14 protein-coding genes are annotated in these 22,330 nt (G+C 73.8%); 9 read left to right on the top strand and 5 right to left on the bottom strand.

The window, feature by feature from the left end:
• The first annotated feature begins 17 nt into the window (after positions 1-17).
• Complete coding sequence (gene pepE / locus ACFVDM_RS03680) at positions 18-746, top strand: dipeptidase PepE (protein WP_383632617.1); 729 nt, start codon at positions 18-20, stop codon at positions 744-746.
• Here pepE and ACFVDM_RS03675 read toward each other — a convergent pair.
• On the bottom strand, positions 709-2,520 hold the full coding sequence (locus ACFVDM_RS03675) for an MFS transporter (RefSeq protein WP_383632614.1): 1,812 nt from the start codon (positions 2,518-2,520) through the stop codon (positions 709-711). The two genes, pepE and ACFVDM_RS03675, sit on opposite strands and share 38 nt — an antisense overlap.
• Before the next feature lie 271 nt (positions 2,521-2,791).
• Here ACFVDM_RS03675 and ACFVDM_RS03670 point away from each other — a divergent pair, with 271 nt between their 5' ends.
• From ACFVDM_RS03670 to ACFVDM_RS03650, 5 genes are all read left to right on the top strand, one after another.
• Positions 2,792-5,002, top strand: coding sequence for an acyl-CoA dehydrogenase (locus tag ACFVDM_RS03670; protein WP_383632611.1), 2,211 nt, complete (start codon positions 2,792-2,794; stop codon positions 5,000-5,002).
• Between the two features lie 11 nt (positions 5,003-5,013).
• A complete protein-coding gene (locus ACFVDM_RS03665; protein ID WP_383633514.1) occupies positions 5,014-6,210 on the top strand; it encodes a lipid-transfer protein in 1,197 nt (398 codons plus the stop codon).
• 122 nt (positions 6,211-6,332) lie between these two features.
• Positions 6,333-7,754 (top strand): MFS transporter, encoded by a 1,422-nt coding sequence (locus ACFVDM_RS03660; RefSeq protein ID WP_383632608.1) that lies wholly within the window; start codon positions 6,333-6,335, stop codon positions 7,752-7,754.
• A 175-nt stretch (positions 7,755-7,929) separates the two neighbouring features.
• Positions 7,930-10,989 (top strand): ATP-binding protein, encoded by a 3,060-nt coding sequence (locus ACFVDM_RS03655; RefSeq protein ID WP_383632605.1) that lies wholly within the window; start codon positions 7,930-7,932, stop codon positions 10,987-10,989.
• 475 nt (positions 10,990-11,464) lie between these two features.
• Positions 11,465-15,310, top strand: a complete 3,846-nt coding sequence (locus ACFVDM_RS03650) for a carboxypeptidase regulatory-like domain-containing protein (RefSeq protein WP_383632602.1) — start codon at positions 11,465-11,467, stop codon at positions 15,308-15,310.
• A 130-nt stretch (positions 15,311-15,440) separates the two neighbouring features.
• Here the strand turns inward: ACFVDM_RS03650 and ACFVDM_RS03645 are convergent, their stop codons facing one another.
• On the bottom strand, positions 15,441-16,073 hold the full coding sequence (locus ACFVDM_RS03645) for a response regulator (RefSeq protein ID WP_383633511.1): 633 nt from the start codon (positions 16,071-16,073) through the stop codon (positions 15,441-15,443).
• A gap of 204 nt (positions 16,074-16,277) precedes the next feature.
• Between ACFVDM_RS03645 and ACFVDM_RS03640 the strand changes: the two genes are divergently transcribed.
• Positions 16,278-16,985: a hypothetical protein gene (locus tag ACFVDM_RS03640; protein WP_383632599.1), complete on the top strand. Its 708-nt coding sequence runs from the start codon at positions 16,278-16,280 to the stop codon at positions 16,983-16,985.
• Here ACFVDM_RS03640 and ACFVDM_RS03635 read toward each other — a convergent pair.
• From ACFVDM_RS03635 to ACFVDM_RS03625, 3 genes are read right to left on the bottom strand one after another with little or no spacing between them, the layout of a single operon-like run.
• Positions 16,978-18,171 (bottom strand): sensor histidine kinase, encoded by a 1,194-nt coding sequence (locus ACFVDM_RS03635; protein ID WP_383633508.1) that lies wholly within the window; start codon positions 18,169-18,171, stop codon positions 16,978-16,980. The genes ACFVDM_RS03640 and ACFVDM_RS03635 overlap by 8 nt on opposite strands.
• An 11-nt stretch (positions 18,172-18,182) precedes the next feature.
• Positions 18,183-18,905 carry an ABC transporter permease gene (locus ACFVDM_RS03630; RefSeq protein WP_383632596.1) on the bottom strand — a complete coding sequence of 241 codons (723 nt, stop codon included), beginning with the start codon at positions 18,903-18,905 and terminating at the stop codon, positions 18,183-18,185.
• Entirely contained in the window at positions 18,905-19,849 is a 945-nt protein-coding gene (locus tag ACFVDM_RS03625) for an ABC transporter ATP-binding protein (protein WP_383632593.1), read from the bottom strand. The genes ACFVDM_RS03630 and ACFVDM_RS03625 overlap by 1 nt, the downstream gene beginning before the upstream one ends.
• Positions 19,850-20,163: 314 nt before the next feature.
• Between ACFVDM_RS03625 and ACFVDM_RS03620 the strand changes: the two genes are divergently transcribed.
• Both ACFVDM_RS03620 and ACFVDM_RS03615 read left to right on the top strand, forming a co-directional pair.
• A complete protein-coding gene (locus ACFVDM_RS03620; RefSeq protein WP_383632590.1) occupies positions 20,164-21,036 on the top strand; it encodes a MaoC/PaaZ C-terminal domain-containing protein in 873 nt (290 codons plus the stop codon).
• A gap of 202 nt (positions 21,037-21,238) precedes the next feature.
• Positions 21,239-22,315 (top strand): Zn-dependent alcohol dehydrogenase, encoded by a 1,077-nt coding sequence (locus ACFVDM_RS03615; protein ID WP_383632587.1) that lies wholly within the window; start codon positions 21,239-21,241, stop codon positions 22,313-22,315.
• Positions 22,316-22,330 lie beyond the last annotated feature (15 nt).

The raw sequence follows: 22,330 nt of genomic DNA, 5'->3' as shown, positions 1-22,330 counted from the left end.
GAACCGACGAGGACCCCATGAATCTGCTGCTGCTCTCCAACTCCACCCAGCACGGCCGCGGTTATCTGGAACACGCCCTGGACACCGTGACCGCCTTCCTGCCCTCCGGCGGCCGGCTCGCCTTCGTGCCGTACGCGCTCGCCGACCACGACGGGTACACCGCACGCGTCCGCGCGGCCCTGGAACCGGCCGGGATCAGCGTGCGCGGCGTCCACGAGGGCGCCGACCCGGTCGACGGACTCGCCGCCTGCGACGCGGTGTTCATCGGCGGCGGCAACTCCTTCCGGCTGCTGAGCGCGCTGTACCGCACCGGACTGTGCGAGGCCGTCGCCGACGCGGTGCGCGGCGGACTGCCGTACATGGGCGCCAGCGCCGGGACGAACATGGCGGCGCCCACCCTGCGCACCACCAACGACATGCCGATCGTGTGCCCGCCCTCCTTCGAGACGCTCGGCCTCGTCCCGTTCCAGATCAACCCGCACTACCTCGACCCGGACCCGGCCAGCACCCACAAGGGCGAGACCCGCGAGGAGCGGCTGACCGAGTTCCTGGAGGAGAACGACGTGCCCGTGCTCGGGCTGCGCGAGGGCTCCTGGCTGCGCGTGGAGGGCGGCCGGGCCCGGGTCCTGGGCGCCCGCCCCGCCCGGCTGTTCGCCCGCGGCGCCGAGCCGCGCGAACTGCCGTCCGGGGCGGACGTCTCTCAACTCCTCACGACCGTGCCGCGGTTCGACGCTCCGGTGCGCTGAGCGTCAGCACCAGATCGGTCTCGGCCGGGCCGCCGTCCGCCGGATACGCGGCGGGCCGGGCCCGCGGCGCGTAGCCGGCGGCCGAACCGGCCAGCACGAAGCTGCCGCTGCCCGGGGCGGCCAGTGCGTAGCGGCCCTCCGCGTCCGTGGTGGTGAGCCCGGCCTGCCGGCCGTGCCGGTCGATCAGGGTCACATTGGCCCCGGCGACCGGGGTGCCGTCCGCCTCCCGGACCCGGCCGCGGAAGGCGGGCGGGCCGTCGAACGGGTGCGGCACGGCGGGCAGCGGCTCGCCGACCTCCCGGGCGGCGGCGTCGGCCGCGCTGCTCGCCAGCAGGACCGGAGCGGTGGACGGGCGCTGCGAGGGCAGGAACGAGGCCAGCACCAGACCCACCACCACCGCACCCGTCGCGATCATGAACGAGGTCCGGAACCCCTCCATGGTGGGCACGGTCACCGGGCCCATTCGCACCGAGGTGTGCGCCAGGACCATGCCGATCACGGCGCTGGAGACCGAGGTGCCGATCGACCGCATCAGCGTGTTCAGCCCGTTGGCCGCGCCGGTCTCCGAGGCGTCGACCGCCCCGATGATCAGGGCGGGCAGCGAGGAGTACGCGAGGCCGATCCCGGCGCCGAGCAGGACCGCGATCACCACGGTCTGCCAGGCGGCGCTCATCAGCCCGAGCCCCGCCCCGTACCCGGCGGCGATGACCAGCAGGCCGAGCATCAGCGAGACCTTGGGGCCCCGGCGGGCCGAGATCCGGGCGTACAGCGGGGCGACGAACATCATCGTCAGGCCCAGCGGGGCCACGCAGAGCCCGGCGACCACCATCGACTGGCCGAGGCCGTACCCGGTGGACGTGGGCAGCTGGAGCAGCTGCGGCAGCACGAGCGAGACGGCGTAGAAGGCGACGCCGACCATGATCGAGGCCAGGTTGGTGAGCAGCACCTCCCGGCGGGCGGTGGTCCGCAGGTCCACCAGCGGGGTGGGGCTGCGCAGTTCGAACACGCCCCACAGCAGCAGCACCGCGACCGAGGCGGCGAGCAGTCCGAGCGTGGTGGTGGAGGTCCAGCCCCAGTCGCTCCCCTTGGTGACGGGCAGCAGCAGGAGGACCAGGCCGAGCGAGAGGCCGAGCGCGCCGACGAGGTCGAAGCGGCCGGGGGCGCGGAGCGAGGTCTCCGGTACGGCCGCCACGGTCAGGGCCATGGCCAGCACCCCGAGGCCGGCCGAGCCGAGGAACAGGGCGTGCCAGTCGGTGTGCTGGGCGACCAGCGCGGCGGCGGGCAGCGCGAGTCCGCCGCCCACGCCGATCGACGAACTCATCAGCGCCATCGCCGAACCGAGCTTCTCGCGGGGCAGTTCGTCGCGCATGATGCCGATGCCCAGCGGGATGGCACCCATGGCGAAGCCCTGGAGCGCGCGGCCCGTGATCATGATCACGAGGTTGTCGGTGAACGCGCATATCAGCGAGCCGACGACCATCACGGCGAGACTGGCGAGCAGCATCCGTCGCTTGCCGTAGAGGTCTCCGAGCCGTCCCATGATCGGGGTGGCGACGGCCCCGGCGAGCAGGGTCGCGGTCATCACCCAGGTGGCGTTGGCCGGATCGGTGTGCAGAAGAGCGGGCAGATCCTTGATGACGGGGACGAGCAGGGTCTGCATCACCGCGACGGTGATGCCCGCGAAGGCGAGGACGGGGACGATCCCCCGGCCCGTCCCCGAGGGCCGCGGATCAGGAAGCTCCGCGGCGGGCTGATCGTGCGTCGTCTGTGGCATGCGTGCGGCCTCCCGGCAGCGTACGTAGGTGCGGTGGGGGAGGGGGCGCGACTGCCCGGTCACGGCGGCGGACCCCCCTCGGCCACCAAGTGCGTGCAGAGTGAAACCTTCCGTACGGCCCCGGTATTCCGGTGAACGGGACCGGAACCGGACACATCGCGGGACCGCCCTTCCGGGACGGACGTGATTGGGGTGCCATCTGACCTTCCGTCAGATTGGAACGTGTTCTACTCTTGCGCCGTTCCAGTGGCTGCGACCGGCGAGGATCCGCATGGGCATCGGAATCACCGAAGAACACCGGGCACTCGCACACTCCGTGCGGGGATGGCTGGCACGCGCCGTCCCACCCGCCGAGATCCGCGAACTCCTCGACGCGGACGCCCCCTCCGCCCCCGGCGCACGCCCCGCCCACTGGGACGCGCTCGCCGAACAGGGCCTCCTCGGCATCCACCTCCCCGAGGACGCGGGCGGAAGCGGCGGCGACCTCCTCGATCTCGCCGTCGTCCTCGAAGAGGCCGGACGCGCCGCCCTGCCCGGCCCCTTCCTGGCCAACGCCCTCGCCTCCGCCGTCCTCCACGCCTGCGGCGCCGGCGACCCGGTCCGCGCACTGGCGTCCGGCACCCGCATCGGAGCCGTCGCCCTCGGACCCGGCACCCTCGAAGCCGTCGAGCAGCCGGACGGCCACCGCCTGGACGGCGTGCTTCCCCCGGTCCTCTCCGGAGCCGAGGCCGGTCTGCTGATCCTCCCGGCGGCCACGGCGACCGGCGTCCGCTGGTTCGCCGTCGACACCGACAGCCCCGGTCTGCGGGTGCGCCCGCACCGGAGCGCCGATCCGACCCGGCCCACCGCCGAGGTCCGCGCCGACGGCGTCGCCGTCCCCGCGCACCGGCTGCTCGACGCCGATCCGGAGCTCGTCCGCGACCTCGCCGCCGTCCTGTTCGCCGCCGAGGCCTGCGGCACCGCCGCCCGCTGCCTGGACACGGCCACCGCACACGCCAAGGTCCGCGAACAGTTCGGCCGCCCCATCGGCCGGTTCCAGGCTGTCAAACACCTCTGCGCCGACATGCTCGTACGCCTCGAACAGGCCCGCGCCCTCACCTGGGACGCCGCCCGCGCGGCCGCCGGGGAGGCCTCCCCGGCCACGGACCCGCCGGACGGCCGGGACCACGGCCCCCGGGGGCTCGGTGCCGCGCTCGCCGCCGCGACCGCCCTGGACGCCGCGTACGGCTGCGCCAAGGACACCATCCAGATCCTCGGCGGCATCGGCTTCACCTGGGAGCACGACGCCCATCTGTATCTGCGCCGCGCCCTGGTCGCCCGCCAACTGCTCGGCGCAGGCGACGAACACCGGCAGCGGGCCGTCCGGCTGGCCGCGGGCGGCGCCCGCCGCGAACTCGTCCTGGAACTGCCCGCGGAGGCCGACGCCCACCGCGCCGCCGCCCGTAAGGCCGTCGCCGCCGTCCATGGCCTCGACCCGAAGGCCGCCCGCCGCGCCCTCGCCCCCACCGGCTACGCCGCCCCGCATCTGCCCGCCCCCTACGGACTGGACGCCGGCCCCGTCCACCAACTCGTCGTCCAGCGGGAACTGCGCGACCAGGGCGTCCGGCTCAGCGACCTCTCCATCGCCACCTGGGTCGTGCCCTCCCTCATCGCCCACGGAACCGCCGCCCAGCAGGAGCGCTACCTCCTTCCGACCCTGCGCGGCGACCTCCAGTGGTGCCAGCTCTTCTCCGAACCCGGCGCGGGATCCGACCTCGCCTCGCTGCGCACGAAGGCCGAACGCATCCCCGAGGGCTGGCGGATCAACGGCCAGAAGGTGTGGACGAGCGCCGCCCGGGGCGCCGACCACGGCATCCTGCTGGCCCGGACCGACCCGGACGCCCCCAAGCACCAGGGGCTCGGCTACTTCGTCGTCGACATGAAGCACACCGAGGGCATCGACATCCGCCCCCTCAAGGAGATCACCGGCGACTCCCTCTTCAACGAGGTGTACTTCGACGACGTCCTGCTGCCCCCGGACGCCCTCGTCGGCGAGGCGGGCGGCGGCTGGAAGGTCGCCCGTCACACCCTGGGCAACGAACGCGTCCACATGGCCGACCAGATGGCGTTCGACACCGGCCTGGAGGCGCTGATCGCCCGCGCCGACGTCCTCGACGCCGCCTGCCGCACCCGGATCGGCGCCCTCGCCGCCGAGGCGCACGCCCTGGCCTGCATCACCCTGCGCACCACCCTCCAGCAGGTCTCCGGCCTGGAACCGGGCGCGGGCGCCTCCGTACGCAAACTCGTCCAGACCGTCCACCAGCAGAAGGTCGCCGAACTCGCCCTCGAACTCCTCGGCCCGGAAGGGGCGGTGAACGAGGGGCCGGGGGAGCGGGCGGTGCACGGCTTCCTGATGTCCCGCTGCCTGACCATCGCCGGCGGCACCACCCAGGTACAGCTCAACGTCGTCGCCGAACGCATCCTCGGCCTGCCGAGGGACTGAGAGGACACATGATGAAGGCCTACATCGTCGGCGTCGGGATGACGAGGTTCGAGAAGCCCGAAACCCGCGACTGGCAGTACTGGGACATGGTCGAGGAGGCCGGCACCGCCGCGCTCGCCGACGCCACGCTCACGTACCGGGACATCGAACAGGCCGTCGTCGGCTACTGCTTCCAGCCCTCCACCGCCGGACAGCGGGCCGTCTACACGCTTGGCCTCACCGGCATCCCTGTCTACAACGTCAACAACAACTGCGCCACCGGCTCCACCGCGCTGATGACGGCCCGCCAGTTCGTCCAGGGAGGAGCCGCCGACTGCGTCCTCGCCACCGGCTTCGAGAAGATGGCGCGCGGCTCGCTCGGCGGCGGCGGGGCCGACGGCGGGGCGGCCGACTTCAAGACCTCGCCGGTCGCCCGGCACTACGGGATCATGGCCGCCGCCCACGGCTTCGAGATGACCCCGCCGACCGCGCAGATCTTCGGCAACGCGGCCCGCGAGCACATGGCGGCCTACGGCACCACCGAGGCCCAGCTCGCCGCCGTCGCCGCCAAGAACCACCGCCACTCCGCCGGCAACCCGTACGCCCAGTTCCAGGACCCGTACACGGTCGAGGAGGTCCTGGCCGCCAAACCCGTCCACCGCCCCCTCACCCGGCTCCAGTGCTCCCCGACCTCCGACGGGGCGGCGGCGGCCGTCGTCGTCTCCGAGCGCTTCGTCGAGGAGCGCGGCCTCGGGGAGCGGGCCGTGGAGATCGCCGCCCAGGCCATGACCACCGACACCGAGGACTCCTTCGCCTCCGGCACCTGCATCGACGCGGTCGGACTCCCCGTGTCGCGCGAGGCCGCCCGCCGGGTGTACGAGACCGCCGGGATCTCGGCCGACGACCTCGACGTCATCGAACTCCACGACTGCTTCTCCATCAACGAACTCCTCACCTACGAGGCGCTGTGCCTGTGCGGCGAGGGCGAGTCCGGGGCCCTCGTCGAGTCCGGGGCCACCACCCACGGCGGCCGCTGGGTCGTCAACCCGTCCGGCGGGCTGATCTCCAAGGGGCACCCGCTCGGCGCCACCGGCATCGCCCAGGCCGCCGAGCTCACCTGGCAGCTCCGCGGCGAGGCCGGCGCCCGCCAGGTCCCGGGCGCGCGCACCGCCCTCGCCCACAACATCGGACTCGGCGGGGCCGCCGTGGTGACCCTGCTGCGCCGCTGACGCCCGCGTCCCGCACCGTGCCCACGACCGGGGCCGGGACCCCGGTCGTAGGCCAGGGGACCGAGGCCGCCACGGTCCGGAAACCGATGTACGGGGTACGGGGCGGCTGCGAGGATGACGCCATGGTTGACGTCTCGACGCCCACACGCCGTACCACCCGGACCCGCGCCCGCACCTGGGCGGTCGTCCTCGCCGCCTGCACCGGACAGTTCCTCGTCGTCCTCGACGTGTCCGTCGTCAATGTCGCCCTGCCGTCCATGCGCACCGACCTCGGGCTCAGCGCCGCCGGTCTGCAGTGGGTGCTCAACGCCTACTCGATCGCCTTCGCCGGCTTCATGCTCCTCGGCGGACGCGCCGCCGACCTCTACGGCCGCAAGCGGATGTTCCTCGTCGGCCTCGGCCTGTTCACCGCCGCCTCGCTCGCCGGCGGACTCGCCCAGGAGGGCTGGCAGCTCCTGGCCGCACGCGCCGGACAGGGGCTCGGCGCCGCCGTCCTCGCCCCGGCCACCCTGACCCTGCTCACCGCGGCCGTCCCCGAGGGCCCCGCCCGCACCCGCGCCATCGGCACCTGGATGGCCGTCGGGGCGGGCGGCGGCGCGGCCGGCGGACTCATCGGCGGGGTGCTCACCGACACCCTCTCCTGGCGGTGGGTGCTGCTCATCAACGTGCCCATCGGGGTCCTCGTGCTGATCGGCGCCGCCCTCGTCCTCGCCGAGGGCCGGGCCGGCGAGCGCAGCCGCATCGACCTGCTGGGCGCGGTGCTCGTCACGGCGGGCCTGGCCCTGGTCGCCTACGGCATCGTCCAGACCGAGGAATCCGGCTGGACCGCGCCGGCCACCCTGCTGCCGTTGCTCGGCGGGGCCGCCCTGCTCGCCCTCTTCGTCCTCGTCGAGTCCCGCACCGCCCGTCCGCTGATGCCCCTGCGGGTCCTGGGCGCCCGCGCCGTGGCCTCGGCGAACACCGCGATGCTCATCATCGGCTCCGCCACCTTCTCCATGTGGTACTTCATGACGGTGTACGCGCAGAACGTCCTCGGGTACTCCGCGCTCGACGCCGGACTCGCCCTGATGCCGACCTCGGTGGCCATCGTCGTCTTCTCCAAGATCGCGCCCCGGCTCATGGCGTTCACCGGCGCGAAGAACCTCGCCCTGATCGGTACGGCCGTCGCCGCGGCGGGCTTCGGCTGGCAGTCCACGATGACCGCCGACGGCTCGTACCTCACCTCCATCTGCCTGCCCGGCATCCTCATGATGGCCGGTACGGGCCTGGCGGCCACCCCGCTCGCCGCCCTCGCCACCTCCGGCGCCGCCCCCGGCGAGGCGGGCCTGGTCTCCGGCCTCGTCAACACCTCCCGCACCATGGGCGGCGCCCTCGGCCTCGCGGTCCTCTCCACCGTCGCCGCCGCCCGCACCGCCGGCTCCGCCGACCCGGTGGACCTCACCGCCGGTTACGCGATCGCCTTCCGGACGGCCTGCTGCGTCCTGGTCGGCGGACTGCTGCTGATGGCGTTGTGGCTGCCGCGACGGGCCACGGCACAGTCCTGACGGCGCCCGGCCCGCCCTCCGGGCGGACGACGGGAAGGGGCGGACAGGCCCTGGTACGCCGCGTCCCCGAGCTCGCGGAAGGATCACTTCCGAAGATCGCCCGACCCCCTGGTGAAGTGGGCCCCCGGCAGGCGAGGATGGCCGCGCGGGGACGGCGAGGGGAGTGGCACGGCGGATGAGCGGCGAGCGGAGCACGGCGGCACACCAGGTCGTTCACGCCACTCAGGGCCTTTCTCCGGGCACCGCGGCCCCCCGCCCCGAGCCCGTTCCCGATCACCGGCCGCGGCCCCGGCCGCCCCGCTTCACCGGCCGCGACGCCGAACTCCGCGATCTCGTCGACGCCCTGGCACCCGGCGGTCCCGTGGCGCTCGTCGTGGTCGAGGGCGAGGCCGGGATCGGCAAGAGCCGACTGGTGCGCGAGGCGCTGCGGCTGTGCGGCGAGCGCCGGGAAACGGAGACGGGGGACGGCGGCCCTGACGGCCTCGGAGGCCCCGACGGCTCCGGCGGCACGCTGACCGCCGTCTGTCCGCCGTTCCGGGACGCGCTCACCTTCGGGCCGATCATCGACGCGGTGCGGGACGCCCGGCCCGAAGGGCCCGCCGGGCTCGGTCTCTCGCCCCTCGCGGGGGTCCTGCGCCCGCTGCTGCCGGAATGGGCCGACGACCTCCAGCCGGTGCCCGAACCCCTGCCGGACCCGGGCGCCGCCCGGCACCGGCTGCTGCGGGCCCTGGCCGAACTCCTGGACCGGCTGGCGATACGCGTGCTGGTCGTCGAGGACGTCCACTGGGCCGACGACGCGACGCTCGACTTCCTCCTCTTCCTCACCACCCGCCCCACCCGCACCGTCAGCCTGGTCCTCACCTACCGCCCCGAGGATCTGCCGCCCGGCTCCCTGCTGCCCCGGCTGACCTCCCGCCCGGCGGCCGGCGGACGCCACGTACGCCTCGCACTGCGCCCGCTCGGCGTCGCGGACACCGCCGGACTCGTCTCGTCGATGCTCGACGACGACCATGTCTCCGACGCCTTCTCCACCTTCCTGCACGCCCGCACCGACGGCATCCCGCTCGCCCTGGAGGAGTCCGTCCATCTGCTGCGCGACCGCGCGGACCTGGTGCGCCGCGAGGACGAGTGGGTCCGCCACGCCCTCGCGGACATCGCCGTCCCCCCGACCATCCGCGACGCCGTCGCCGAACGCGTCGCCCGGCTCGACCCGGACGCCCGCACCGTCCTGGAGGCCGCCGCCGTCCTCGGCGAACCCGCCCCCGAGGACGTGCTGTTCGCCGTGGCCGGACTGCCTGCGGACCGGGCCCGCCCCGCCGCCGACGCCGCCGTCAGGGGCGGGCTGCTCACCGAGGGGGCGTACGGGCGGCTCGCCTTCCGGCACGCCCTGTCCGCCCAGGCCGTCCACGACGGACTCACCGCCCGCGACCGTGCCCGGCTGCACGCCCGCGCCGGCCGCGCCCTGGCGGAGGGCGCCCGCCCCTCACCGGCCCGCCTCGCCCACCACTTCCGGGGCGCCGGAGACCTCGGCCCCTGGCTCCGCCACGGCGAACGGGCCGCCGACCTGGCCCTCGCCGCCGGCGACCAGCGCACCGCCGTCGCCTTCGTCCACGATCTGCTGACCATCCCCGGCCTGCCCGCCCGCGACATCGTCCGGCTGGTCCGCAAGGTCCCGCTGCACACCTACGGCGGCTTGCGCAACCGGGACGAGATGCTGCGCACCCTGCGCGACTGCCTCACCGACGACGGCCTCTCCCCGAGGGAGCGCGCCGACGTCCATATGCAGCTCGGCCGGATCATCCACGCCGCCGGGGAACTGCGCCCCTCCCAGGACCAGTTCGAACAGGCCATCCAAGGCCTCGCCGACGACCCCCTGGAGGCCGCGCGGGCCATGATCCTGCTCGGCGTGCCGACCGACTCCCCGCTGCCCGTCGCCGCCCATCTGCGCTGGCTCGACCGCGCCGCGGAGCTGATGGAGCGGGAAGTCCCCCGGGAACGGCGGCTGTTCTACCGGGTCAGCTGGTCCAACGCCCTGCTGCAACTCGGCGAGGAGACCGGCTGGCAGCCCGTCGACGGCTTCCTCCGCGACGAGAGCGAGGTGGCGCCCGGCGACATCCTCCACCTCAACCGCGGCCTGCTCAACTCCGGGGCCGGCGCCATGTACTGGGGCCGCCACGCCAAGGCCCGGCAGCTCCTCGACCGTGCCCTCGACCAGGCCGACCGCCACGGCATCCAGGGCCAGCACATGATGATCGCGGCCAATGTCGTCCACCTGGACTGGTTCTGCGGCCACTGGGAGAACTACCCCGAGCGGGTCCGGGCCCTCGCCGAGTCCGAGGACGATCCGCGTTTCCTCGCCGAGAAGCAGCTCCTGCTCGGCCTGCACGACCTCGCGGCGGGCGACCGCCGGACCGCGGAGGAACGGCTCGCCGCCGCGCTCGACGAGGGCCTGCGCGGCGGTGACCTGCTGCTCCAGGCCGAACCCGCCGGGGCCCTCGGCCGCCTCCATCTCGCCGACGGCGAGACGGGCCGGGCCCTGGCCGCCACCGAGCAGGTCACCGGCACCCTGACCGCCAAGGGCCTGTGGGTGTTCGGTGCCGAACTCCTGCCCGCCCGCGTCGAGGCGCTCCTCGCGGCCGGCCGGACCGAGGAGGCCGGGCGGCTCACCGACGCGTTCGCCGGGGGCACGGCCGGCCGCGCCATCCCCGCCGCGGCCGCCGCCGCGCTCGTCTGCCGGGCCCTCGTCACGGGAGCCGACGGCCCCGCGGACCGGGCCGCCGACGCCTGGGCGGCCGCCGCCGAGGCCTGGCGCGCCCTGCCCCGCCCGTACGAGGCCCTGCTCGCCGCCGAACGCGAGGCCCTCCACCGGATCGCGGCCGGTCCGCCCGATGCGGGCCTCGCGCGCCTCCACGACGTGCGGCGGGAACTGGACGCGCTCGGCGCGCGCGGCGACGCCGACCGGGTCGCGGCGGCCCTGCGCGAGCACGGCGAGACCGCCCGCGTGGTCTGGCGCGGCGGCCGGCGCGGGTACGGCGACCGCCTCTCGCCCCGCGAGACCGAGGTCGTCCGGCTGCTCCTCGACGGGCTGACCAACCGGGAGATCGCCGCCGCGCTCTCCCGTTCGCCCAAGACCGTCGCCGCCCAGCTCAAGTCGGCGATGCGCAAGCACGGCGTGACGACCCGCACCGCCCTCGCGGTGAGCGTGGCGACGGCGGAACAGAACCCGGCCGAGTAGCGGCACGCCCGGCGCACCCTGCGCCGGGCCGCGACGCGCCGTGGGCGGGACCGGCCGGGGCGGCCGTCGAGGCTTCCCGTGCCCCGCCCCCAGGGGCCCGGCCCCTGGGGGCGGGCCCGTCCCTCCGGGGTCTCAATGCGGCCCCGCCCCACGTTCTTTGAGGCATCCGCCCAATCGCAACCGGTCCCGTCCCCGCCCGACACTGCGGGAGTCACCCGCCCGTCCCGCGACCGCGCGACCGTACGAGAGCACCCCCTTCCCATGAGCAGCCAGGCTCCCGAGCCGACCCACGAGCCCCCGGCCGGCCCTCCGATCCCCCCGATCCCCCCGACCTCTCCGCCCCCTCCGATCCCCCCGTCCGGCGAACCCGTCCCGGACGGGGCACCGCGTCCCACCGCGCCCCCGCGGCCGGACGCGGACGGCTACGAACCCCTCTGAAGACCGGCCCACCCGGCCCTTCCCCGAAAGGCTCCCCGTGAGTCCGAGACCCGATCACCGCCCGCCCCGCGGACGGCGCATACGCGCGGTCCTCACCTACGCCGCCGCGGCGTGCTTCACCGTCGGCCTGCTGTCGGCGTCGCCCGCCGCCCTCGCGGCGACGGACGGCCCGTCCACCGGCGCGACGGCGCCCGCCGACCCCACCGTCCGGCCGTACACCCCCACCGACTGCAACAACCCGGCGCAGAAGACCGGGTACGCCCGCTGCCTCTCGCTGGTGAACACCCGCACGGACCAGAACATCCGGGCCCGGTCCGCGGCCTCCGGCCCGCCGGCCACCTCGCTCGGCCCGAAGGAGATCCAGGCCGCCTACAAGCTGCCCGCCGGCGGTGAGGGCCGGACCGTCGCCATCGTCGACGCCTTCGGCAACTCCCGCGCCGAGGAGGACCTGGCGGTCTTCCGCGCCCACCACGGACTGCCCGCCTGCACCACGGCCAACGGCTGCTTCCGCAAGGTCGACCAGCGCGGCGGCACCGACTACCCGGCCGACGACCCGGGCTGGGCCACCGAGACCTCGCTCGACCTGGACGCCGTGTCGGCGGCCTGCCCCAACTGCAAGATCCTGCTGGTCCAGGGCGACGACAACTCGCTCGACAACCTCGGCGCCGCCGTCGAGACGGCCGTCCGGCTCGGCGCCAAGTTCGTCTCGAACTCCTACGGCGTCGACGGCGAGGGCGCCGACCAGACGCTCTACGACCACTACTACGACCACCCGGGCGTCGTCATCACCGTCTCCTCAGGCGACACCGGCCATGTGCAGAGCTGGCCGTCCACCAACCCGAACGTGGTCTCCGTCGGCGGCACCCGGCTGAGCGCCGCGCCCGGCACCGAGCGCGGCTGGACCGAGACCGCCTGGGCCAGCGCCGGCTCCGGCTGCTCGCGCTTCGAGGCCACCCCCGCCTACCAGGAGGGCATCGAGACCGGCTGCGACACCCGGTCCACGTCCGACATCTCCGCCGACGCGGACCCGGCCTCCGGACTCGGCGTCTACGACACCGTCGGCAACGACGGCTGGCTCCAGGTCGGCGGCACCAGCCTCTCCGCCCCGCTCGTCGCGGCGATGTACGCCGTGGCCGGCGACCCCGCGCCGTCGACGTACCCGGTGACCTACCCGTACGCCTACACCGGCGACAGCGGCCTCAACGACGTCACCGAGGGCGCCAACGACTCCTGCGGCGACGTCACCTGCACCGCCGGTCCCGGCTACGACGGCCCGACCGGTCTCGGCACCCCCAACGGCGTGTCCGCCCTGACCTTCGGCGAGAGCGGCACCCTCACCGGCCGGATCACCGCCGGTGCCGACGGCGCCCCGCTGGCCGGAGCCGTGGTCCGCGCCGCCGACGAGGCGAGCGGACGCAGCTTCCGTACGACGACCGGCGCCGACGGCCGCTACACCCTGTCCGCCGCCACCGGCACCTACCGGATCACCGCCTCGCTGTTCGGCTACGCCGACGCCACCGGAGCGGCCACGAAGGTCGGCAAGGGCACCAGCACCACCGTCGACCTGAGCCTCGTCAAGACCGCCACCACCAAGGTCAGCGGCACCGTCAAGGACGGCGCCGAGCAGGGCTGGCCGCTCGCGAGCCGGATCACCGTCGACGGCTACCCCGGCGGCGCGGTGTTCACCGACCCGGAGACCGGCGCCTACTCCGTCGACCTCCCGCGCGGCGCCACGTACCAATTGCACGCCACCCCGCTCAGCCCCGGCTACCACACCACCGATCTCACCGTCGAGGTCGGTGACTCCGACCTGACCCGGAACGTCACCTCGGTGCCGGACCGGGCGGTGTGCCTCGCCCCCGGCTACGGCAACGCCGCCGCGGCCGACTTCGACGGCTGGACCGGCCCGAAGAACGGCTGGACCGTCAGCGGCGCCGACCCGGGCTGGCAGTTCGACGCCCCGTTCGGCATCGAGAACATGACCGGCGGCAGCGGCAACTTCGCCACCGCCAACAACTTCGCCCACGACCTCGCGGCCGAGGACACCGTCCTCACCTCCCCGGTCGTCGACCTGCGCGGACACGAGGCACGGCTCGACTTCGACTCGATGTTCGCCGGTGCCGAGGACGCCGCCTCCGGAACCGTAGACCTCTCCACCGACGGCGGCACCACCTGGAACACCGTGTGGAAGGCCGTCAACGACCCGGTCGACCTGCACGCCGGTCACGAGACCGTGAAGCTCCCGCAGGCCGAGGGGAAGTCCAAGGTCCGCATCCGCTTCCACTTCACCAGCACCGCCGGCGAACTCGGCGTCTGGCAGACCGACAGCGTCCAGCTCGGCGGGTGCAGCGCGCTCCCCGGGTCCCTGCTCACCGGCACGGTCACCGACGGCAACACCGGGAAGCCCGTCAACGGAGCCACGGTCACCGACCCCGCCACCCCCTACACCGCCGGATACAGTGCGGCGACCGAGGGCAACCCCGCCGACCGGGGCGGCCGCTACTGGCTCTTCGCCCCCGGCGCCGGCAAGCACACCGTCGCCGTCTCCGCCCCGCGCTACGCGACCGGCACTCACACGGTGAAGGTCGCCCCGGGCCGGATCACCCGGTTCGACCTCCGTCTGGAGGCCGGGCACGTGGTCGCGAAGCCCTCGGTCTCCTTCGACGCCGACCTCGGCCGGAAGCGGACGAAGACCGTCACCCTCACCAACACCGGCCGGGCGCCGGTGACGGTGGACCTCGGCGAGCAGACCACCACGGCGAAGCCCTCGAAGTCCGCCGACGGGGCCGCCTGGTCGAGCCTGCCGGACTATCCCGAGCCCATCATGATGAACGCCGTCAGCACCTACGCCGGCAAGGTCTACTCCGTCGGCGGCTTCGACCGCGCCGTCGGCGCGACGCTGACGACGCACGGCTACGTCTACGAACCGGCCGCCGGCGCGTGGCGGCGCATCGCCGACCTGCCCGAGCCGGTCGCCGCGGCCTCCTCCGCCTTCGTGAACGGCACGCTGTACGTGGCCGGTGGCCAGAGCGACGACGCCGCCTCCCGTACCACCGTGTACGCCTACCACCCCGCGACGGACACCTGGACCCGCGCGGCCGCCCTTCCGCAGGCCGTGAAGGTGGCGGGCACGGCGGTCCTCGACGGGAAGCTGTACGTCGTCTCCGGATGCGTGGACGACTGCACCAAGCCCACCAGGGCCGTCTACCGCTACACGCCCTCGTCCGACCGCTGGACCAGGGTCGCCGACCACCCGACGGCGCTCACCAGCACGGTGTGCGCGGGCGTGGCCGGTGAGGTGATCTGCGCCGGCGGCCAGGACCGCGCCCGCGACCAGAGCCTGACGCCGGCGGCGTACGCCTACCGCCCGTCGACCGACTCCTGGCGGCGCATCGCCGATATGCCGGACGGCATGGCCGGTGCCGCCGGGACCGGGGCGAACGGCCGGATGCAGGTCGTCGGCGGCTACAGCGACGACACGCCCTTCGCCTCCGACGCCGTCTACGAGTACGACCCGGTCACCGGGGCCTGGTCCTCGCTGCCGGACTCCCCGTACCCCGTCTACCAGGGCGGCGTCGGCTGCGGCCTCTACGAGATCGGCGGCGGCCAGTCCGTCCGTTCGTACCTCGTAGGAGGCGTCCGCGCCTCCTACCTGCCGAGCTACGACCAGTGCGGGGACGACGACGTCTCCTGGCTCTCCGCGAAGCGCACGCACCTCACGCTGAGGCCCGGACAGTCGGCCACCGTGCCCGTCACCGCCGACGCGGGCGCGGTCCCCGCGGCCGGCACGTACACCGCCGATCTCACCCTCGGCACGGACTCGCCCTACACCGGGCAGGCCGTGGCGGTCACCCTGAAGGCGGCCGAACGCCGCCACCACTGACCGCTCGCACAGAGGGGCCCGCGCGGACACGAACCGTCCGCGCGGGCCCTCCCGCAACCCGGGCCCGCCTCGGAGCCGGTACGGCTGCGAGATGCGCCCCGGTCCGCAGGCAGTGCGTCCCGGTCCCGCCTCAGAGCCAGCCCTGCTGCCGGGCCGCCCGGACCGCCTCCATCCGGTTGCGGGTCCCGGTCTTCCCGATCGCCGACGACAGATAGTTCCGGACCGTCGACTCCGACAGGCTCAGCTTCCCCGCGATATCGGCGACCGTCGCCCCGTCCACCGACGCGACCAGCGCGTCCCGCTCTCGGGCCGTCAGCGGGCTCGGCCCCGCACTCAGCGCGGCGGCGGCCAGCGCCGGATCGACGACGGTCTCCCCGGCCAGCACCTTCCGGATCGCCGCCGCCAGATCCTCCACCGGCCCGTCCTTCACCAGGAACCCCGCCGCCCCCGCCTCCATCGCCCGCCGCAGATACCCGGGCCTGCCGAACGTCGTGAGGATCAGTACCCGGCAGTCCGGCACCTCCTCCCGCAGATCCGCCGCCGCGTCCAGCCCGCTGCGCCCCGGCAGTTCGATGTCCAGCAGCGCCACATCGGGCCGCGACTCCAGCGCCGCCGGTACGATCGCGTCCCCCGCCCCGACCTGGGCCACCACCTCGATGTCGGGTTCGAGTCCGAGCAGCAGCGCGAGCGCCCCGCGCATCATTCCCTGGTCCTCGGCGAGGAGCACCCGTACGGACTTGGACGGCCGGTGGTCCTGCGGCATCTCGTTCACGGGAACAGGGTAGGGCCGAGGGCCCGTTGGGACCCGTCACGCACCTCCGCGCGGACATTCGACACCGTTCGACGGAACCGATCCGCTGCGACAGAACCTGGACATTCACGCGATCGTTCCAGGACAGGGGCGCCCCTACTGTCGAGGTGTCAGCGGGAGAACACACCGCACCCGACACACTCTCCGGAGACCCTCATGCGCTCGCTCACCCCTGCCCGTTCCGCTCGTACGGCCCGTTCCGCCCGCCTCCTGCTGACCGCCACCGCGGTCGCCGCCCTCGCCCTCACCGCGACGGCCTGCGGCCCGGAGGACATCGCGGGCGCCGACGGATCCACGGCGTCCCCCGCCGCGGCCACCGGGGGGAGCGGGAAGCCCTCCGGGGACACCGCGGGCCAGGACACCTCGGGAGGCTCCTCGTCCTCCGGCACCCCGGACGCGGGAACCGGGGGCGACCAGGGCGACTCCGGTTCGGGCGGCGGCGACAAGAGCGGCTACGGCCAGTCCTGCGGCACCAACGACCTGGACCTCACCGTCACATGGGAGGCCCGGCCGATCAGCCACTACATCGTCACGGCCAAGGCGAAGTCCGGGATCACCTGCTACCTCGACGTCAACACGCCCAGCGTCTCCTTCGGCTCCAAGGCCGAAGGCGTCGCCTCCCCGGTCGGCCAGGGCGGCGAGGACCCGATCAAGCTCGGCGGCTCCGCCGTCGCCCACGCGGGCATCTCCCCGAAGACCACCCCCGGCGACGCGGGCGTCCAGTTCGACCACGTCGTCATCGCCGTCCGCGAGGACGACCCGGACCCGGCCGACGTCGAACTCCCCGACACCGCCACCGTCGAGAAGCCCATCGTGACCAACTGGTCCACCCGGAAGGACGAGGTCGTCCCGCGCATCATCTGACCCGGTCCGTCTCCGTCTCCGCCCCCGGCTCCGCCCCCGCGTCCGCCGGCAGTTCCGCCCTGACCGTGAAGCCGCCCGAGGGGGCGGGGCCGGCGGTGAGGGAGCCGCCGGCGGTGGCGAGGCGTTCGGTGAGGCCCTTGAGGCCGGTGCCGCCGATGCCGGGGGAGGGCGGGGCGGCGGGGGTGGTGCCGTCGTCGGTGACGGTGAGGTGGACGCGGTCGGCGGTGCCGTCGACGACGAAGGAGCAGGTGGTGGCGGAGGAGTGGCGGACGACGTTCGTGACGGCCTCGCGGACCACCCAGCCGAGGAGGGCCTCGGTCTGCGGGGCGAGCGGCGCGCCGGAGAGGCGGACCGACGGGGTGATGCCGGCGGCGGTCAACGCGGAGCGGGCGCGGTCCAGTTCGGTGGCGAGGCTGCCCTCGCGGTAGCCGGTGACGGCCTCCCGGATCTCGGTGAGCGCCTGCCGGCCCACGGACTCGATGTCGGCGACCTGGAGGAGGGCGGCGTCCATGTCGCGGGGGGCCAGCCGGCGGGCCGCCTCCGACTTCACGACGATGACGGAGAGCGTGTGTCCCAGGAGGTCGTGGAGGTCCCGGGAGAAGCGCAGCCGCTCCTTCTCGACGGCGGTGCGGGCCAGTTCCTCGCGGGTGGAGGCCAGTTCCCGCACGGTCTCCGACAGGGTGAGGATCGCCGCCGTCACCGCGCCCGAGATGAACGTGCCGTACGCCAGGGTCCAGGGGGTCGCCGCCCCGTCCTCGCGCCACACCGCGATCAGGCAGACCGACACGGCGAGGGCGAAGAGCACGGCGGCGAGCCAGCGCCGGCGCAGGATCGTCCCGCAGGCCAGGGAGAGCAGCGGGAAGAAGAGCAGCCAGCTCCCGCCGTAGCCGATCGCCAGCCCGAAGGTGATCACGGCCATCGTCCCCAGCAGGACGTAGGAGACGGTGCTCTCGCGCTTCTCCCTGGTGAACCCCCGGGCCACCAGGGAGATGTAGAGGCTGTTGAAGGCGAGCAGCCCCAGCCCGCCGATCCACGGGTTGGGGGTCTTGCCCTGGAAGAGATTGGAGAAGGACCCCAGGCCCATCAGCAGCCAGGGGAGCAGGGCGTACGGCCCGGGGCCCGGTCCGCGCCGCTCCTTCCGCAGCCGGCGCCGTTCCCGGAACCCCTCTGTGCCGTACCCCAGCATGTCCACTCCCGTCACACGGTCCTCGCGGACCGACGGTACGAGATCACGGCGTACCCGCCGAACAGCGCCAGCCAGAAGAGGAGGACGCCGACGGTCGCGAGGCCGGGGGCGTGTCCGTCGGTGATCGCCCAGCCCAGGTCGGCGAAGCGGTTGGCCGGGGTGAGGGTGCCGAAGGAGCGGATCCAGCCGGGCATGACCTCCATCGGGAACCAGAGGCCGCCGATGATCGCGAAGCCCATCAGACAGGCGATGTTGACCACTCCGGTGCCCTGCGGGGTCAGCCGGTAGCCGTTGCCCAGGCCGAGCATGGTGAAGGGCAGCGCGCCGATCCAGAGCAGCAGGACCAGCGCGGCCCACTGCCAGGCCGCCATCCGTACGCCGTTGACCAGTCCGCCGGCCAGCAGCACGGTCAGGATCGTCGGCAGTACGGTCACCGAGCCGCTGATCGCCCGGCCCACCACCGCGTGCGTGGGGGCGAGCGGGGTGACCCTCAACTGCTGGAGCCAGCCGAGGGACTTGTCGGAGGCGACACCCGTGCCGATGGACATCGCGGAGCCCAGGGCGCCGTACGCGGCCATGCCGACCATCGAGGCGGTCTTCCAGCCGTCGACGTCGCCGCCCCCGCCGATATTGGTGAAGATCAGGTACATCATCACGGGCATGCCCGTGCCGAAGATCAGGAACGAGGCGTCCCGAAGGGTGCGCCGGACTTCGAGCATCACGTACTGGTACATCAGACGGCTTCCTTCGTGAGGCGGGAGGCGCCGGCGCCCGGCGCGGTGAGGGAGAGGAAGGCGGCCTCCAGCGAGGCCTGGGCGACCTGGAGGTTGCGGACGGCGTTCAGCCGGGCCAGTTCCATGACGGTGGCGTCGGAGTCCTCGGTGTGCAGGACGGCCCGGTCGCCGGTGATCTCGACGGTCACCACGCCGGGCAGCAGTTCCAGGCCCTCGGACGGCCGGCCCGCCAGATCGAAGGAGACCTGGCTGTGGCCGGCCTCCGCCTTGATGGCCTCGCCGCTGCCGTCGGCCACGATCCGGCCGTGGTCGACGACGACGATCCGGTCGGCGTTCTCGTCGGCCTCCTCCAGGTAGTGCGTGGAGAAGAGGACCGTGTTGCCGCGCCGGGCGTAGCCCCGCATCGACTCCCAGAAGGTGTGCCGGGCCTCCACGTCCAGGGCGGCGGTCGGCTCGTCCAGCACGATCAGCTCGGGGTTCCCGGCCAGCGCGACGGCGAACCGGACCCGCTGGAGCTGGCCGCCGGACAGCTTGTCGATCCGCCGGTCCACGTACGGGGCGACCCCCGCCAGGTCCAGCGCCTCGGCGACCGGCATCGGCTTCGGATACGTGGAGGCGACGAACGTGATCAGTTCCTGGACGGTCACCCGGGGGATCGGCTGCCCCTCCTGGAGCATCGCACCCACCAGGCCCGCGCGCACCGCCTGTTCGGGGGTGCGGCCCAGCACCCGCACGCTGCCGGAGTCCGGCTCGTTCAGCCCGAGGAGCAGGCTGATCGCGGTGGACTTGCCGGCCCCGTTGCGGCCGAGCAGGGCGACGGTCTCGCCCCGCCCGACGGTGAGCCCGATCCCGTCCACGGCGCGCACGGTCCGCTCCGCCCGGCCGAAGGTCTTCACTGCCCCGGTGAACACCACCGCGGCCTCGTTCCCCGTTGTCTTCGTCATGGCTACGACGCTACGGAGTCCGCGGCGCACGGGGCAGAGGCGCTTGTACGGACTCCGCGATGACAAATGTCACCGGTGGGGCGCGGACGGATCGCCTGGCCGCCCTGTAGCGATGACCGGATATGCCTTGCGTCCAAGTGATCTGACGACACGTCAGGAGTCTTCCCATGTGCTGGGGGCTGCGTTATACATAGGGCCAGCCGGATAGAACGCGTTCTAGAACGGGCGCGGGCTCCGGTCCCGTACGACCTCGGTGCGGCCGACGGTGCGGACGGCCGCGCCGGGGTCTTTCACCGTCGAGGAGCAGCTTCCCCATGCCCATTGATGCCGAGAAGGCTCTCGCCGCCGAACCCCGGACCAGCCGGATCGACTGGGACCACAAGGACGTCCAGCTCTACCACCTCGGGATCGGCGCGGGCGCCCGCCCCGATGTCGCCGCCCCCGCCGTCGACCCCGGCGAACTGCGCTACACCCTGGAGTCGCGGCTCCAGGTGCTGCCCTCCTTCGCCACCGTCGCCGGTGCGGGCCTCGGCACCTCGGCGGGCCTCTCCTCGCCCGGGATCGACGTCGACCTCGCCGCCGTGCTGCACGGCGGCCAGAGCGTCCGGGTGCACCGCCCGATCCCGGTCAGCGGCTCCGCCGTCCAGACCTCGAAGGTCGCCGCCGTGTACGACAAGGTCAAGGCGGCCGTCCTGGTGCTGCGGACCGAGGCGGCCGACGAGGACGGACCGCTGTGGACCAGCGACGCCCAGATCTTCGTACGCGGCGAGGGCGGCTTCGGCGGGGAGCGCGGCCCCTCCGAACGGACCGCCTACCCCGCCGTCGCCCCGAACCACGTCGTCGAACGCCCTGTCCGCCCCGACCAGGCACTGCTCTACCGGCTGTCCGGCGACTGGAACCCGCTCCACGCCGACCCCGAGTTCGCCGCGCTCGCCGGCTTCGACCGGCCGATCCTGCACGGTCTGTGCACCTACGGCATGACGCTCAAGGCCGTCACCGACACGGTCCTGGGCGGCGACGCCTCCCGCGTCCGCGCCTGCCGCACCCGCTTCACCGGGGTCGTCTTCCCCGGCGAGACCCTGCGCATCGCCATGTGGACCTCGGAGAAGCGGGTACGCGTCGAGGTGAGCGCCGTGGAACGGGACGGCGCGGCGGTCCTCGGCGACACCTTCGTCGAACACGACTGACCCGTACGCGGGATCCCGCATCCCGCACCCCGCACCCCGCCTCCGCATCCCGCACCCCGCGTTCCGCATCCCGGACCCGGTCCGTCCCCGGATCCCGGGCGGCAGACACCGGACCCGAACCCGGACCCCGCACCCCCCGACCCGCACCGGAACGAGAACGAACCCGTCACCGCACCACCCGGCCCATGAGGGGAGCCGCACCATGCGCGCAGCCGTACTGCACGAGATCGGCCAGGAGAAACTCGAAGTACTCGACGACGTCGAGGCGGTGGGCTTCGGCCCCGGCAAGGTGAAGCTCCGCATCCGGGCCACCGGCCTCTGCCACTCCGACGTCTCCGCGATGAGCGGTGTGCTGCCGCAGCCCGCCCCCTTCATCCCCGGCCACGAGGGCGCCGGCGAGGTCGTCGACGTCGGCGACGGGGTGACCGGACTGAGCGCCGGGGACCGGGTGCTGGTCTGCTGGCTGCCGGCCTGCGGCGCCTGCCCCTCCTGCAAGCGCGGCCAGACCCAGCTCTGCCTCGCCGGCTTCATGAACGCGGGCACCCCCAACTTCAAGCGCCCCGGCGGCGACGTCTTCGGCTTCGCCGGCACCGGCACCTTCACCGAGGAGGTCGTCGTCGGCGCCGGCTGCGCGGTGCCCATCCCCGACGACGTCCCGTTCGAGATCGCCGCCCTGATCGGCTGCGGGGTCACCACCGGCCTCGGCGCGGCCATCAACACCGCGCGGGTGGAGGCCGGTTCCTCGGTCGCCGTGATCGGTTGCGGCGGCGTCGGCATCTCCACGATCCAGGGCGCCCGAGTCCAGGGCGCCGCCCAGATCGTCGCCGTCGACCCGGTCGCCTCCCGGCGCGAGGCGGCCCTGCGCTTCGGCGCCACCGAGGCCGTCCCGCCCGAGGAGTTCACCGACGCCAAACAGCGGATCACCGCCGGCGAGGGCTTCGACTACGTCTTCGAGGTCGTCGGCAAGTCCGTCACCGCCCGCACCGCCTACGAGCACACCCGGCGCGGCGGCACCCTGTGCATCGTCGGCGCCGGCGCCATGGACGACAACTTCCAGGTCAACATGTTCGAGCTGTTCTTCGACGAGAAGCGCATCCTGCCCTCCATGTACGGCGGCGGGGACGTCCTGCGCTCCTACGAACGGGCCATCGCGCTCTGGCGGGCCGGCCGCATCGACCTGGAGTCCATGATCACCCACCGGGTCCGGCTCGACGGCATCAACGACGCCCTCGACCAGATGCGGACCGGAGAGTCGCTGCGCACCTGCATCGAACTCTGACCCCCCGCCCCCACC

This window comes from Streptomyces sp. NPDC057682 (assembly GCF_042799575.1).
Taxonomy (GTDB): domain Bacteria; phylum Actinomycetota; class Actinomycetes; order Streptomycetales; family Streptomycetaceae; genus Streptomyces.
This window is presented reverse-complemented; position numbering and strand designations above follow the sequence as displayed.